This window comes from Leifsonia sp. CL147, from assembly GCF_900114565.1.
Taxonomy (GTDB): domain Bacteria; phylum Actinomycetota; class Actinomycetes; order Actinomycetales; family Microbacteriaceae; genus Leifsonia.
Genome location: NZ_FOTM01000029.1, coordinates 1 through 14606, shown reverse-complemented (window position 1 = coordinate 14606; position 14606 = coordinate 1). Strand labels below are relative to the sequence as shown.

At 69.5% G+C, this 14606-nt stretch carries 11 protein-coding genes; 2 read left to right on the top strand and 9 right to left on the bottom strand.

Annotated elements, in window-relative coordinates; genetic code table 11:
• A partial coding sequence (locus tag BM287_RS17270; RefSeq protein ID WP_139230728.1) for an integrase core domain-containing protein occupies positions 1 to 330 on the top strand: 330 nt, incomplete at its 5' end.
• A gap of 112 nt (positions 331 to 442) precedes the next feature.
• Here BM287_RS17270 and BM287_RS17265 read toward each other — a convergent pair.
• From BM287_RS17265 to BM287_RS17255, 3 genes are read right to left on the bottom strand one after another with little or no spacing between them, the layout of a single operon-like run.
• The gene (locus BM287_RS17265; protein WP_090042252.1) at positions 443 to 3829 is read right to left on the bottom strand and encodes an error-prone DNA polymerase; all 3387 of its coding nucleotides are present in this window, start codon (positions 3827 to 3829) and stop codon (positions 443 to 445) included.
• Between the two features lie 16 nt (positions 3830 to 3845).
• Complete coding sequence (locus BM287_RS17260) at positions 3846 to 5432, bottom strand: DNA polymerase Y family protein (protein ID WP_090042235.1); 1587 nt, start codon at positions 5430 to 5432, stop codon at positions 3846 to 3848.
• On the bottom strand, positions 5433 to 6140 hold the full coding sequence (locus tag BM287_RS17255; RefSeq protein ID WP_090042237.1) for a hypothetical protein: 708 nt from the start codon (positions 6138 to 6140) through the stop codon (positions 5433 to 5435). It lies immediately after the preceding gene.
• A 91-nt stretch (positions 6141 to 6231) separates the two neighbouring features.
• Between BM287_RS17255 and BM287_RS17250 the strand changes: the two genes are divergently transcribed.
• Positions 6232 to 6663, top strand: a complete 432-nt coding sequence (locus BM287_RS17250) for an NUDIX hydrolase (RefSeq protein ID WP_090042239.1) — start codon at positions 6232 to 6234, stop codon at positions 6661 to 6663.
• Positions 6664 to 6683: 20 nt separating this feature from the next.
• On the opposite strand, the gene BM287_RS17245 is transcribed toward BM287_RS17250, so the two are convergent.
• The 6 genes from BM287_RS17245 to BM287_RS17220 all read right to left on the bottom strand — a co-directional run bounded on the left by BM287_RS17245 (position 6684) and on the right by BM287_RS17220 (position 14475).
• The gene (locus BM287_RS17245) at positions 6684 to 7526 is read right to left on the bottom strand and encodes a DUF3097 domain-containing protein (RefSeq protein WP_090042241.1); all 843 of its coding nucleotides are present in this window, start codon (positions 7524 to 7526) and stop codon (positions 6684 to 6686) included.
• A 54-nt stretch (positions 7527 to 7580) separates the two neighbouring features.
• Entirely contained in the window at positions 7581 to 7871 is a 291-nt protein-coding gene (locus BM287_RS17240; RefSeq protein ID WP_090042256.1) for a DUF6504 family protein, read from the bottom strand.
• 74 nt (positions 7872 to 7945) lie between these two features.
• Positions 7946 to 10882 carry a DUF7927 domain-containing protein gene (locus BM287_RS17235; RefSeq protein WP_170857613.1) on the bottom strand — a complete coding sequence of 979 codons (2937 nt, stop codon included), beginning with the start codon at positions 10880 to 10882 and terminating at the stop codon, positions 7946 to 7948.
• A 413-nt stretch (positions 10883 to 11295) separates the two neighbouring features.
• On the bottom strand, positions 11296 to 12402 hold the full coding sequence (locus BM287_RS17230; RefSeq protein WP_170857612.1) for a VIT1/CCC1 transporter family protein: 1107 nt from the start codon (positions 12400 to 12402) through the stop codon (positions 11296 to 11298).
• 55 nt (positions 12403 to 12457) lie between these two features.
• Positions 12458 to 13459: a helix-turn-helix transcriptional regulator gene (locus BM287_RS17225; RefSeq protein WP_090042248.1), complete on the bottom strand. Its 1002-nt coding sequence runs from the start codon at positions 13457 to 13459 to the stop codon at positions 12458 to 12460.
• 65 nt (positions 13460 to 13524) lie between these two features.
• Positions 13525 to 14475, bottom strand: a complete 951-nt coding sequence (locus BM287_RS17220; RefSeq protein WP_090042250.1) for a cation diffusion facilitator family transporter — start codon at positions 14473 to 14475, stop codon at positions 13525 to 13527.
• Positions 14476 to 14606: the final 131 nt, after the last annotated feature.

Sequence of the window (14606 nt, the reverse complement as noted above, 5' to 3'; positions counted from 1 at the left end):
AACGACAACCCGTTCTCCGAGTCCGAGTTCCGCACCATGAAATACCGCCCCAACTACCCCGGCATCTTCGACACGATCGAGCAAGCCCGGGCGTTCATGGACACCTACGTGCCCTGGTATAACCAGCACCACAAACACTCCGGCATCGCCCTGTTCTCACCCGACCAGGTCCACGACGGCAGCTGGCACCGCCACTGGCAACACCGCCACAACGTCCAACACGCCTACTACCAAGCCCACCCCGAACGCTTCCGCCACCACCCCAACACCCCAAAGCCAGCCGGCTTCGTCGGCATCAACACCCCCACCCAACGACTCCACGCAGCTTGACACAGCCCGGAATGTTGCGTTGGGCGTGGGGAAGCGCGGCATTCGTGACGAATGTTGCGTTGGGCGCGGGGAAGCGTGGCATTCGTGACGAATGTTGCGTTGGGGCGGGAGCTCAGCGGAAGTCCCGGGAGACGGTGCGGATGCCCGTGTCGAGCGCCTCGATCCGGTCGGCGACCACGTTGACCACACCCTCCTCACTGCGTTCCAGGATGCCGCGGACGATCATCGCCGGCGCCTGCCGGGCGACGCGGCGGTAGCGGTTCCACACGCCGACCGGGCACACCACGTTGACCATGCCGGTCTCGTCCTCGATGTTCAGGAAGGTCACCCCTGCCGCCGTCGCCGGTCGCTGCCGGTGCGTGACCACGCCGCCGACCTCGATCCGGCGGCCGGACTCGCCCTCGGCGAGGGTGTCCGCCGGACGCACGCCGCGGGAGGCGAGCGCCGGACGCAGGAACCGGATGGGATGGTCGTCGGTCGAGATCCCGGTCGCCCACAGATCGCTGGCGAGCTGCTCCGCGGGGGAGAGCATCGGCAGCAGCGGCGGCTGCACGGTGATCGCCGTGCCCGCGAGGAACTCCGGACGCTCCTGCGCGGCGTTGCCGGCCTCCCAGATCGCCTGCCGTCTGCTCAGGTCGAAGCCCTCGAATGCGCCGGCCGCGGCGAGCGCCTCCAACTGGCCGGTGTTCAGACCCGTGCGCCGGACGAGGTCGCCGAGGTCGCGGTACGGGCCGTACGCCTCCCGCTCGGCGACGATGCGCTCGGCGAGCTTCTCGCCGAGGGAGGTGACACCGGCGAGTCCCAGCCGGACGGCATGCCCGGCGTCGCGGCGGTGGGCGGCGAAGTCGAGGCGGACGGCGCGGTCGAACGGATCGATCGGCGGCTGTTCCGCCTGCAGGCACGGATCGGAGCCGGTCGGACCGGGATGGGCCTCGTCCAGCGGCTCCAGCAGCGGGAACACGCCCGATCGCTGGATGTCCGGCCGGTGTACCACGACGCCGTGCCTGCGCGCATCGGCGGTGAGCGTGCGCGGCGAGTAGAAGCCCATCGGCTGGGCGCGCAGCAGCGCGGCGAGGAACGCGCCCGGGTAGTGCAGCTTCATCCACGAGCTGACGTACACCAGCAGGGCGAAGCTGATGGCGTGGCTCTCCGCGAAGCCGAAGTTCGCGAAGGCCTCGATCTTCGCGTAGATCGCGTCGGCGTCATCACCGGTGATGCCGTTGTGCTCCATCCCGGCGTACAGCTTCGCCTTGAGCGCCTCGATCTTCTCCACTCCGCGCTTGGACCCCATCGCCCGGCGCAGCAGGTCGGCGTCTTCCGCTGTGCAGTCGCCGACCGCGACCGCCATCTGCATCAGCTGCTCCTGGAACAGGGGGACGCCCAGGGTCCGCTCCAGCACCGGCTCCAGTGCCGGATGCAGGTAGGTGACGGTCTCCTTCCCGAGCTTGCGACGGATGTACGGGTGCACCGCGCCGCCCTGGATGGGGCCGGGACGGATCAGCGCGATCTCGATCACGAGGTCGTAGAAGCAGCGCGGCTGCAGGCGTGGCAGCGTGCCGATCTGCGCGCGGCTCTCGACCTGGAACACGCCGATCGAGTCGGCCAGGCAGAGCATGTCGTACACGCCCTGCTCCTCCTTCGGGATGCTGTCCAGCGTCCACGCCTCGCCGAGCGACGCCTCGATGGTGCGCATCGAGTAGTCGAGCGCTGAGAGCATCCCGAGGCCCAGCAGATCGAACTTGACCAGGCCCATCCACGCACAGTCGTCTTTGTCCCACTGCAGCACCGTGCGATTCTCCATACGGGCGTGCTCGATCGGGCACACCTCGCCGACGGGTCGGTCGGTGAGCACCATCCCGCCCGAGTGGATGCCGAGGTGGCGCGGGAACTTCAGCACCTGTTGCGCGAGACCCACCACGTCGTCCGGGATGTCGTGGTCGTCGCTGGTCTGCACAGAGCCCCACGAGTCGATCTGCTTGCTCCAGGCGTCCTGCTGGCCGGTCGAGTAGCCGAGTGCCTTCGCCATGTCGCGCACCGCGTTCTTGGGGCGGTAGGTGATCACATTGGCGACCTGGGCCGCGTTGTGCCTGCCGTACTTCCGGTAGACGTACTGGATGACCTCCTCACGCCGGTCGGAGTCGAAGTCGACGTCGATGTCGGGCTCCTCCTCGCGCATGCTGGAGAGGAAGCGCTCGAACGGCAGCCCGTACTTGATGGAGTCGACGGCGGTGATCCCGAGCAGGTAGCAGACCGCCGAGTTGGCGGCGGAGCCGCGGCCCTGGCAGAGGATGCCCTGGCCCCGGGCGTACTGCACGATGTCGTGGACGATGAGGAAGTACCCGGGGAAGTCCTTCGCCTCGATCACGTCCAGTTCGCGCTCGATGCGCTCCCGTTTGGCCGGATTGCGGTCGAGGTCGGGATAGCGCTCGGCCGCGCCGCGCCAGGTCAGCTCCCGGAGCCAGCTCATCGGGGTGTGGCCGTCCGGCACCTCCTGTCTCGGCAGGCGCGGCCGGGCGCTGCGGAGGCGGAAGGCCAGATCGTCGGCCACGTCGACCGTCCGTTCGACGGCTCCGGGGTAGCGGGCGAAGCGGCGGGCCATCTCGGCGCCGCTGCGGAGGTGGGCGGCGCCCGCGGCGGGCAGCCAGCCGTCGAGCTCGTCGAGGCTGCGCCGGGCGCGCACCGCAGCGACAGCGGTGGCGAGCGGATACTGCGCAGGGCCGGCGTAGTGGACGTTGTTGGTCGCGACCGTCGGAAGCCGCAGCCGGGCGGCGATGCGGGCGAGGATGTCGTTGTCGGTCGAATCGCACGGACCGCCCTGGTCGATCAGCTCGACGAGCACGTTGTCGTGCCCGAACAGCTCGGCGAGCCGTGTCACCTCGTGCTCCGCCGCCCGTTCACCGTGCTCGGCGAGTGCCTGCCGGACGTCGCCCTTGCGGCACCCGGTCAGCACCATCCACTCGCCGGCCGCCTGCTCGGCGAGCTCGTCGAGGCGGTAGACCGGCCGGCCCTTCTCTTCGCCGGCCAGCTGCCCGGCGGTGATCGCTGCGGCCAGACGGTGGTAGCCCTCCTGCCGCCGGGCGAGCACGACCAGGTGGCTGCCCTCCGGATCGGGTTCGCCGTTCTGCGGCTTGGTCAGCGAGAGCGACAGCTCGGCGCCGAACACGGTCTTCACCCGGTCGTAGGCCTCGGCCGCCTCTGCCAGGTGCACGACGCCGTACAGGCCGTCGTGGTCGGTGAGCGCGAGCGCGTGCAGGGTGAGCCGGGTCGCCTCCTCCAGCAGCTCCTCCGGCGAGGAGGCGCCGTCGAGGAAGCTGAAGTTGCTGTGCGCGTGCAGCTCGGCGTAGGGGACGGCGTCCTCCGGAGCATCCGAGATCGGCTGCGGCACGTACTTCGCCCGCTTCCGCGACGACGGCCGCTCGTCGGCCTGCTGCCCGGTGCGCCGTCCGGAGAGCCTGCGCTCGAACTCGGCCCAGGGAATGGGCGGGTTGTTCCATCCCATCAGCTCCACCCGCCCATCAGTCGTACCGTGCCTCTGCGAACCAGCCGGAGCCGGCGAGGGCGAGCAGCCAAGCAGTCCCGTCGGCGTCGACCAGCTGGAAGCGGTGCATCGCGCGGGAGAGGGAGGCATCCCACCACCGCTCGCGTACCGGCCACGGACCCGCCCAGGAGTCGACCGGACGCGCATCCGCCGCCTTTCCGGTGGGGGAGAAGCGGGCGATCGGCGCTGTGACGTCGCCACGCTCGGTCACCTCGACCGTGGCGCCCTCCTCCGTCAGCACGGCGACGGGTCGCGGCACCTCGAAGACCGTCGATGGCGCCGGGGCGGGCAACGATCCCGGCCAGGGACGGTCGGCTCGCGCGAGACCCACCGGACGGTCGCCCCACGGCACCAGCACCTGCCGCTCGGCAGGCGCGCGGCCGCCGCCGATCGTGGCCGTGACGACGGCATCGTGGCCGAGCATGCTCTGCACCCGGGTGAGGCCGTGGTGGATGCGCTCATCGGCGCCGCCGCCCCACAGGCCGTCTTCGTGGTGGCCGATGTCGTCGACCGCCTCGGGTTCGAGCACCACCCGGGAGATCGGCGACGAGAGCCCCGAGTCGATCGCGCCGGCACCCTGCAACTGCCAGCGCACCCGGTCGACCACGTCGGGAGCCGAGAACAGCCGCGGGTGCAACCAGGTGCGCTCGCTGACCCGGCCGGACTCGTCGGTCACCTCCACCCGCAACGACGTGCACACCAGTCCCGCCTTGGTGAGGCCCGCGACGAACTGCTCCGCGGTACCGCGCACGGCGAAGGTCACCTGGTCGACCCGATCGAGGGGAGGCTCGAACTCGATCGCCCGGTCGAGCTGTTTCGGCGGCGTCCGCGGCACCACGGCTGTGCCGTCCAGCCCGCTGGCGAGGGTGTGCGCGTGCTCGCCGCGTTCACCGAACCGCTCCCGCATGTCGATGAGGGACAGTGCGGCGATGTCTCCGAGCGTGTGCAGGCCGAGCCGGCGCAGCAGCGGCGTCAGCTCGGCCAGACCCGGCTGGGTCAGACCCAGCTGGGCGACGGAGAGCGGCGCCAGGAACGCGGCGGAGCCGCCGGACGGGATGACCCGCACGCGGGCGAGGCCGGTGGAGCGGGCGGCCTGCTCCGCCGCGAAGGGTCCATCGGCGATGCCGACCCGCGGATCCGGCAGCCCCAGTGCCTCCAGGCACCGCAGCAGCTCGGCTGCCGCTTCCTCCTCACCGCCGTAATAGCGCGCCGGCCCCCGCGCGCGCAGCACGCAGGTGCCGGGACGCACCGGCTGCACGCCGGGTGTGATCTCCTCGATCGCGGCGAGCACCGGCTCGAACGCGCGCGCATCCAGCACCGGGTCGTAGGGCACCACCTCCAGTTGCGGGCAGCGTGCCTGCGCCTCGCGCATCCGCAGGCCACGCTTGACGCCGTCGGCGCGGGCCGCGGACGAGCAGGCGAACACCATCCCCTTCTCCACCAGCGCCAGCGGCAGGTCGGCGGCCAGCGCGAGCGACTGCTGCGCCGCGATGACCGGCCAGTCGGGACACCACAGCACGATCGCGCGGGTGACGGCACTCGGATGACCTCCACTCCCGGTCATCTAGCTCACCGCCTCGAGCCGGGTGGGGCCGGCGGCGCCGAAGCTCTCTGCGCGGAACTGCTCATCCGGGGCAGGCAGCCACAGCTCGGCGGTGCGGCGCGGACCGGTGCCCCCGCGCGGCGCGGCCTCGACCGTCACCCTCCGTGAGGAGAGGTAGCCGTTGCCCGTGCCGAGACCGTCCCACCCGCTGCGCGCAACGGTGAGGGTCGCCTCCACCTGTGGCCAGTCGCCGGCCACGATCAAGGTCGCCTCGCGCTGCCGGAGGCGGGCGGTGAGCCGGGCGACGTCGCCGTCTTTCGCGCGGGACGGCGGGGAGACGACGACCACGCTGAGCACGTCGACGACCGCCGCGGTGACGGTCAGCCAGTCGTCGCCCGGATGCGGCACCAGCACGAGCCGCTCGAGGTCGATGCCGAATCGTCCGGCCGCTTCTGCGCCGAAATCGGGCATCCCGACCACACCGCACCAGGCCCCGGCGGCACTCGGGCCGGCCAGCATGGCCATCAGCAGCGTGGTCGACCCCCGCACCGAGTACGCTGCACCGGCTTTGAGTGCACCACCGGGCAGCAGTGGGAAGAGTGCGGGATGTGTCTGCAGCGTGCGGCTCTCGAGCTTGGTCGCCTGCATCTGCCGGATCCGGGTCTGCAGCTCATGCACCTGCGCGCGGTCGACGACCGGTTCGCTGAGGTGAGGGGCTGCCAAGGTCATGCTCCCATTTTCGAACACATGTTCGAATGGTGCAACTGAAAATCCTGTGTTGTGGAGAACTCCCGCCGCCTCCACGACCCACAATGGAGACGTGCGCGCCACCTACCCCGCCGCGGTCTACCTCTGCCTCTTCGACGGCCGCAGCATCCTGCTGCAGCGCCGCTGCGGGACGGGTTACCGCGACGGCGAGCTGTCCCTCCCCGCCGGACACATCGAGCCGGGGGAGTCCGCCACCGCGGCGGTGCTGCGCGAAGCGCGCGAGGAGACCGGCCTCGTCCTCGATCCCGCCAGCGTGCGCCTCGCGCTGGTGCAGCACGGCCGCGCCGACGGCGACACCTACATCGACTTCTTCTTCACCGCGGACCTCCCCGCCGGCGTCCAGCCGATCGTCGGCGAGCCGGACAAGGCATCGGAACTGGTGTGGGCCGAAGCCGAGGCGCTGCCCGAGGATGTCGTCCCGGTCATCCGGAATGGGATCGAAGCACTTCTGCGCGGCGAGACGTACGCCGAATACGGCTGGTGACGACCTACCGCTCCCGACCCCTACCGCCCCTGCGGTTCCGTCACGAAGTCGATCAGCTGCTCCACCCGGCCGAGCAGCTCGGGCTCGAGGTCGGAGTAGGAGCGAACCTGCCCCAGGATGCGCTTCCAGGCACGCGCGATGTCGGCCTGCGTCGCATGCGGCAGCCCGAGCGCGTCGCAGATCCCGTGCTTCCAGGGGACTGATCTCGGGATGCGCGGCCACTCCGCGAGGCCCACCCGCGCGGGCTTCACCGCCTGCCAGATGTCGACGAAGGGATGCCCGACGACGAGCACGTGCGCGCCGTACGGGCCGCGCGACACCTGATCCGCGATGCGGCTCTCCTTGGATCCGGCCACGAGATGGTCCACCAGCACGCCGATGCGCCGGCCGCGGTCCGGGCGGAACTCGGCGACGATCGCGTCCAGGTCGTCGACACCCTCCAGGTACTCGACAACGACTCCTTCGACGCGCAGGTCGTCACCCCAGACGCGCTCGACGAGCTCGGCGTCGTGACGACCCTCGACGAAGATGCGGCTCGCGCGGGCGACTCGCGCCTTCTGGTCGCCGACGGCGAAGGATCCGGAAGCGGTGCGCGTCGGCCCCTGGGGTCTGCGTGCCGGCACCACCAGCCGGACCGGTTCTCCGTCGATCAGGAACGAGCCGGTCAGTGGGAACACCCGCTTCTTCCCGAAGTAGTCCTCGAGCTCGATGGTCTGCGTCTCCAGCCGGGTGATCGCCCCGCAGAACCCGGTCGTCGCATCCTCGACGACCAGATCCTTCACCGCTTCGACGGTCGGCACGACTTTGCGGCCGGCGGTCTTCCAGCCGGCGGCCAGCACATCCGTTCCGTAGCGATCGTCCATCACCCGATGGAGGCTACGCGACGGCGTGCGGGAAACCCGGAAGGCACGCTGCGCTCAGTCGAAGACCCGAACCAGCCGCCAGGATCGGTGGTCCGTGTCGTGCCGGACATCGAACACGTGCACAACGCCGTCCTCGCTGGTGCCCTGGAAGCGCCAGCCGCCGATCTCGCGGGGAAGGCTGCCGGTCGTGTAACGATGCTCGCCGAACGGCCGCCACCACGCGCATACCTCCGCCCACACCGTGGGAGTGTCGGACACCCGGTAGCGAGTGGAGCGCCACACCAGCCGCGTGGGGATGCCCTCGTCGGTCGTCCACACGGCGACCGCCTCGTCGATCTCGGCCATGCTGTTCACCTCGCCTATCGAACATATGTTCGAAGAGCAAGTATAGCCAACGGCCGCCAGCCCGCAATCGATCCTCACGCCGAACGACGCCGTCGGATCAGGTGGAGCGCCGCCAGGCACAGCATCGCGGTCAGCAGCCCGGCGCCGGTGAACGTCAGCGCATCCGTGCCGAGGCCACCGGTGAGGGGGATCAGCGGCACCGGCAACTGCTTGTTCTGGACATCCGCGAGGGTCACCGTGGTCGAAGCGGCGAGGATGGTCACCGTGATCGGGTTGGCTGCCACCATGAATCCGACCGGCGCCTGCGTCTCCCGCAACTGGTACGTGCCGGGGCCCAGGTCGGTGATCCGGAAGGATCCACCGAGCGGGTCCAGATCGGCGCCGGTGCACGAGGACGCCCATTCAGCCACGCAGTCCGTCACAATGATCGCCGGTCCCGTCGGCTTGCCCGCCCCATCCACCGGCGTGAAGGTCCACGCTGCGCCCGGGAGGATGTTCTTGGCGGCCGTCGCATCGGTCTTGCGCCACAGCACGTCGGAGACCGTCACCTCTACAGTCACCGTGCAGAGCGGGTCTTTCGATCCGAGCAGGCAGTTGCTTCCGGTCGTCGGGGACACCACTGTGTTGACCAGCGTGTGGTCGCCGGTATCCGGGCTGTTCACGGTCACCGAGTACGTGATCGTCGCCACCGCCGCCGGCGCCAGGCCGCCCGACCAGGACAGCACCGGAGCCGACCACGATGCCGTCCCGGTCGAGGCGACCTGATCGCCGTTGTACCGGGCATCCTTCAACACATCCGTCAGATCGTCGGAGAAGGCTGCCGTCGTGTACGACTGCGTTCCGGTGTTCTTCACCGTGATCGTGTACGTGACCTTGTCTCCCGGGTGCGCCGACTGCACGGAGGACACCTTCTTGACGGCCAGGCCGCACTGAGACGGATCGGCCCGGTCGGTGAACTGGGCCACCCCTGTCGTGTTCCCGGCGGGAGCGTCGCTGCCTGAGGCAGAGGTCGTCACCGCGGTCGCCTGGTTGGACACGATCAGAGCGGCTGCCGCATCGCAGGCGACCGCGGGCGCCTTGGTCTGGAAGCACATTTCCGGTGGAGCGCCCACCCAGCTGATGGCGATCTGCCCGGTGATGACCCCCGCCGCGTTGGTCACACCGTTGACCGTGACGGATGCCGTGATCGAGGTCACGGTCGTAGGGATGGCCGCGAGGCTGAGCGATCCGCCCCGAATCACAGTGACGTTGTCGAATCCGCTGATCACGGTGTTGTTCTGGTCTCGCAGGGTGACGGAGGAGTTCGTGTAGCTGGTGCCGACGAGACCGGGGAGGCTGAGGGTTCCCCATCGGCTGAAGGATGCTGCGCCCGTTCCGCAGTAGTAGCCCTGGGGTGTGACGGTAATCGTCGTCGGACGGGTCGAGGTGCAGACGCCGCCGGTGCTCGCGTTGAAGAAGGTGATCAGACCGTTGTCTCCGGTGGCCACCAGGCAGCCGGCCCCGATATCCGAGGCGTCGCGGACCGTGTAATTGCGTCCGTTGCTCACGGCCGCGAAGCCCGCGCACGACGGGACCCTCCCCGTCTGCGCCCAGTTCGCGAAGTCCAAGCAGATCACTTGGTTGCCGTTCGATACGTACACCTTCGTCCCGACGACGTAGGCGTCTCCCGAGTCATTGGCGCCGATCGGGAAGCCGGCGCCCGTTGTGTCGTATGGATTCGAGACCGCAGCACCGGTCAAGCTCAAGCACTGCGACGAGGTACCTATACCGTTCATGAGGGTGCAGATCCCCGTCACAGCGCCGGATTTGCTGAGAATGGGAGCGAACGGGGTCCCCTTGTTCGCTGTCGCAAGCGATGAATTGATCGGCCAGGCACCGGGACACAAGGCCCCCGTTGTCGTGTTGAAGCAGAAGGTCTGCCACGGATTCGACGACGTCTGCCGCACACTGGCGAACACGTAGTTGCCGAAGGCGGAACTCGTGAAGTGGGTCGCGGTGGTCACTCCACTTGCACGAAGGGTGGCTCCTGCACAGGCCGCCATCGTCGGAGTTGTGCAGAGAAGGACGGCCTGATTGCCGGCGTGCACCGCTGCGCTGTAGGTGTTTCCGTTGGACGCCGGCAGTCCGGTGCCATTGATCTGCGCGCCGTAGGTGACGTTGTCCACAGCGGCGCCTGCACGTGAGGTGTATCCGCAACTTCTCGGAGGCGTGGAAGAAAGGTCCAGACAGGAGATTCCGACACTGGAGTTGTCCGTGTACCCGTTGTACCAGTAGAGCTTGTCGCCCACGAGCCAGGTGCCCGCCTGCTGGGGGGTCTTGCCGGGGAAGAGTGCGCCTGTCCGGAACGGACCCGACTCGATCGGGATGCCGACGGTGGCCGACCAGGACTGCACGTTGCTGTCAGTGGGCCATCCCGGGCACGTGGCTCCGCTCGCCTGAGCGCAGAAGACATACGGGCCGGTGTTGTGGTGATAAACCGCATAGATCAGGCCGTTGCGAACCACGACGTTGTAGGCATCGCCGGCGGTCATCGTGATCGTGCCGCGCGGAGGCGCACTGAACGGGGCCGAAAGCTGCTGTGTGCCCTGCGGTGCCGTCGCCGCCGTGAATCCGACGCCGGTAGCCGTGGCCGGGGGTATGCCGGTCGTCCACGCCCCTCCCGTCGTGTACTGGGACGACACCCCGCCCACCGTGCTCTGCGCCGGAGGAAGCTGGAGCGAACCGACGACGAACGCGCCTGCTTTGCTGAGATCGTCCTTGAGGTTCACCGACGCGTTCGCACCCGTGTTGTTCTGGTACGGGACGATCCATTTCAGGAGGTCGCCGGGCTTAGCGGTTCCGGTCGCTGCACCCTTCGGCGCGTCGGACGAGGCGGCCGTGGTGCCGTTGGAGGCGTTGCTTCCTGTCGTGTAGATCGTCGACACCGCCGTGGCCGACGCATCCGAGAAGTGCTGGGGGATGACGATGAGGCCGACGAGTGCGCCGAGTGCGGCGCAAGCCGTCGCCACCATGGCGATACCCCGACGACGGTTTCCACGGGCGGTGTGCCCAGTACGACGCTCCACGATCAGAACTTCCCTCTCCACGCCCTCGAGCCGTGATCGAGCCGGACGGTGCCCATTCCGTGGACGCAGCCCGATTTCCATAACGCTGACCAAACGGTCCTCCACATATGAGGACTGTCCGCGCCTCGATTGGTTTCGCCCCGCGGAACCCAATGCAGATAAACAAGTCAAGGCGTGCGTAGGTCGCCCGAGCGGCGCCCATCCGCCGAGGTGCTCGTAAGTGCACCTGCGTTCGGCGTGTCGGCTGCAACTACGAGCACCTCGGCGCGGAAACGCGGGAGCGTCGGCGCGAGGAAACGCGGGAGCGCGGGAGCGCGGGCGCGCGAGAGCCGTAGGGGAGCGGGCGGAGAGCGGCCGGGTCAGCCGACGGTGGCGCCGAACAGCAGCCCGAGAAGGTACGTCGCGGCGGCAGCGCCATAGCCGATCAGCAACTGCCGGATCGCCCGCTTCAGCGGCGACGCACCGGAGAGGAGCCCCACGATGGCGCCCGTCCCCAGCAGCACCAGGCCGACCAGGAAGGCGGACACCACGATCGCTGCCGTCCCGGTCAATCCGAAGACGAAGGGCAGGATCGGGATGAGGGCACCCGACGCGAAGAAGCAGAAGCTCGAGATGGCGGCGTTCCACCCCGTCCCGATCGCCTCGTGCTCGTCCTCGCCGTCCTCGCCGTCCTGCGCGGACACCTCCGCGATCGGGATGGGCGACGTGACAGCCTGCAGTCCGGAGAGCACCTGGCGCGCGTGCTCGGCCGCCTCTTCCGGCGACATCCCACGGGCGCGGTAGACGAGCGTGAGCTCGTTGGCGTCCACATCCAGGTGGGGGAGCGCCGAGCCCGTCGCGGGATTGGGCGCGGACGCCTCCAGAAGTTCGCGCTGCGACCGCACCGACACGTACTCGCCCGCGCCCATGGAGAGCGCGCCCGCCAAGAGCCCGGAGATGCCGGTCAGCAGCACGACATGGCTCGGGACGCCGCTCGCGCTCACGCCGAGCACCAGTGCGAGGTTGCTGACGAGGCCGTCGTTCGCGCCGAAGACGGCCGCTCGGAACGTGCCCGACAGCCGCTGCCGGCCACGCGCGGCCAGCGCTCGGACGACCTCCTCGTGGACCTGCTCGTCGGCGGCCATCTGCGCAGTGGCATCCCGATCGCCGGCGTAGGGCGACCGGGCCTCGGCCCGCTGGGCCAGCGCGAGGACGAAGACTGAGCCGAATCGCCGGGCCAGCCAGCCCAGCATCCGCGTACGGAGATCGCCCCGCAGCGGCCGGCCCGCCTGATCTCCGAGGAGGTCGACCCAGTGCTGCTCGTGGCGGCCTTCGGCCTCGGCGAGCGCGAGGAGAATGTCGCGCTCCTCGCCCTGGCGGCGTCCGGCGAGGTCACGGTACACCGAGGCCTCGGCGCGTTCGTCGGCCAGATAGCGGCGCCACCGCTTGATGTCGGCGGGGCTCGGGGTGCGGGCTGCTGTCGTCATCCCTTCCAGTCTAGGAGAGGCTGTGTCCGGCGTCAGTGAGCGCGCAGCGGCCGGCTCAGGAGGGCACGGTGACCCGGGCGGCCGCTTCTCGGTCGATGACCAGTGCGGCAGCGGACCGGGTGAAGCGCTCACCCCAGTCGGCGGCGGCGATCAGCGCTTCGTTCGGTCCGAGGATGCGGAACGGCGCATCCACGGCGGCGAGCCCGAAGAGTGCCCACTCGGCACTGTCGGCGGTGATCCGCACCCGGCTGGATCCGTCGCCCTGGTCCTCGACGTCCGCCCAGCGCTGCAGCACGTCGAGGACGCGCTCGAGGGGCGCCTCCACGACGGCCTCCACGACGACAGGCTCGACGACGCTGTGCAACGACTGGCGCACGTACGCGGCCGCATCCTCCGCCGGGAGGACCCGGGGCCGGAACCGCGTCCCGGTCGGCCGGGGGGAGGCGATGCGATCGAGCCGGAAGCTGCGCCAGTCGAATCGCGTCAGGTCGTAGGCCACGAGGTACCAGCGGCGCTCGATGGATACCAGCCGGTGCGGCTCGACGGTCCGTGTCGACGCCTGCCCGTCACGCGCGACGTAGGCGAACTCGATCCGTTCCTCGTCGCGGCAGGCCTGCGCCAGCGCCGTCAGGATGCCGGCATCCGCCGAGGGAGCCGGTCCGAGTGTCGTGGAGAGCGTCGTCATGCGGAGGGCGTCGACCCGCCGCCTCAGCCGTGGCGGCATCACCTGCACGATCTTGGCGAGCGCACGCACCGACGCCTCGTCGACGCCGGAGATCCCGCTCTGCGCGGCGGTCCGCAGGCCGACGGCCAGAGCCACCGCCTCATCGTCGTCCACCACGAGCGGGGGGAGGGATGCGCCGGCCGCCAGCTGATAGCCACCGGCGACGCCCCGCGTCGCGTCGACCGGGTAGCCGAGATCGCGGAGGCGTTCCACATCCCTTCGGAGGGTCCGGGGAGAGATGCCGAGGCGATCGGCGAGCTCGTGACCCGGCCAATAGCGGTGGGTCTGGAGCAGGGAGAGGAGCTGCAGCGCGCGGGATCCGGTACTTGCCATGGATCCATTGTGCACGGGTCAGCGGACGGAAAGTGGCCGCTATGGGATCGTTCCCCTGCAGCGTCTCAGCCGAGGTCAGCCGGACGGAGGGCCTCGGCGCCCGGGCGCGACAGCGTGATGACCGCCTCCGTCACCCACTCGGAGTCCTCGAGTTCGCGTTCGATCGCCTGCAGATCGGCCGCCACGTCGGATTCCCGTTCGTCGCCGACCAGATCCACGGCGGCCACCAGATAGAAGCGCTCCGGCCCGATGTACTCCAGGTGCAGGTACGTGACCTTCTCGACATCCGGCAGCCCCAGCAGCGCCGAGAGCGCCGCCTGCCAGGCCTCGTCGGAGCCGGGCTCGCCGAGCAGAAAGCGGCGGTTCCGCTGGATGAGGACGACCGCGACCACCGCCAGCAGCACCCCCACCAGGATGGATCCGAGCGCATCCCAGAACGGGTTGCCCGTCAGCTCGTGCAGCAGAACGCCGAAGAAGGCGATCACCAGGCCGATGAGGGCCGCCGCGTCCTCCGCGAACACGGCGCGGAGGGTGGGATTGGAGGTGCTGAGGACGTGCGCGAACGTGTTCGCGCCACGCGAGACCGCCTTCGCGTGCGCCTGCCGGTAGGACTGGATGAACGAGATCCCCTCGAACACGAACGCCACGGCGAGCACGAGGTACGCGACGAAGTACTCCGTGTCCTCCGTGCGGGAGCCGAGGGAGCACACGCCGTTCATGATGGAGACGACGGCGCCGGCGGTGAACAGTCCCACAGCGGCGAACAGGCTCCAGAGGTACGCGTCGCGCCCGTAGCCTCCCGGGTGCACGTCGTCGCGGGGCTTCGCGGCGGCACGCTCGGCCTGGATGAGGAAGATCTCGTTGCCCGCATCAGCCCAGGAGTGCGCGGCCTCGGCGACCAGGGAGGCCGATCCGGTGAGCACGGCGGCGACGGTCTTCGCGATCGCGACCAGGAGGTTCGCCGTGAAGGCGAGCAGCACCGTGAAGAAGGTCGATGAGCGTGTCCTGCGGGGCATGGCGACACCATAGTCCGCCCCGGGAACGGACGGGGATTATAGGCCAAAAAGAGTGGATGGGATCTTGATCTGGCCGCGTGATTACGCGGGAGGATCGGGGTGGTCATGGTCCGCGATCCTTAGTCGTGGAC

Coding starts and splice junctions, on each gene's coding strand:
- BM287_RS17260 (WP_090042235.1), bottom strand. CDS start 5,432: ATGACCGGGAGTGGAGGTCATCCGAGTGCCGTCACCCGCGCGATCGTG.
- BM287_RS17220 (WP_090042250.1), bottom strand. CDS start 14,475: ATGCCCCGCAGGACACGCTCATCGACCTTCTTCACGGTGCTGCTCGCC.
- BM287_RS17240 (WP_090042256.1), bottom strand. CDS start 7,871: ATGGCCGAGATCGACGAGGCGGTCGCCGTGTGGACGACCGACGAGGGC.
- BM287_RS17265 (WP_090042252.1), bottom strand. CDS start 3,829: ATGGGATGGAACAACCCGCCCATTCCCTGGGCCGAGTTCGAGCGCAGG.
- BM287_RS17255 (WP_090042237.1), bottom strand. CDS start 6,140: ATGACCTTGGCAGCCCCTCACCTCAGCGAACCGGTCGTCGACCGCGCG.
- BM287_RS17245 (WP_090042241.1), bottom strand. CDS start 7,526: ATGGACGATCGCTACGGAACGGATGTGCTGGCCGCCGGCTGGAAGACC.
- BM287_RS17230 (WP_170857612.1), bottom strand. CDS start 12,402: ATGACGACAGCAGCCCGCACCCCGAGCCCCGCCGACATCAAGCGGTGG.
- BM287_RS17235 (WP_170857613.1), bottom strand. CDS start 10,882: ATGGTGGCGACGGCTTGCGCCGCACTCGGCGCACTCGTCGGCCTCATC.
- BM287_RS17225 (WP_090042248.1), bottom strand. CDS start 13,459: ATGGCAAGTACCGGATCCCGCGCGCTGCAGCTCCTCTCCCTGCTCCAG.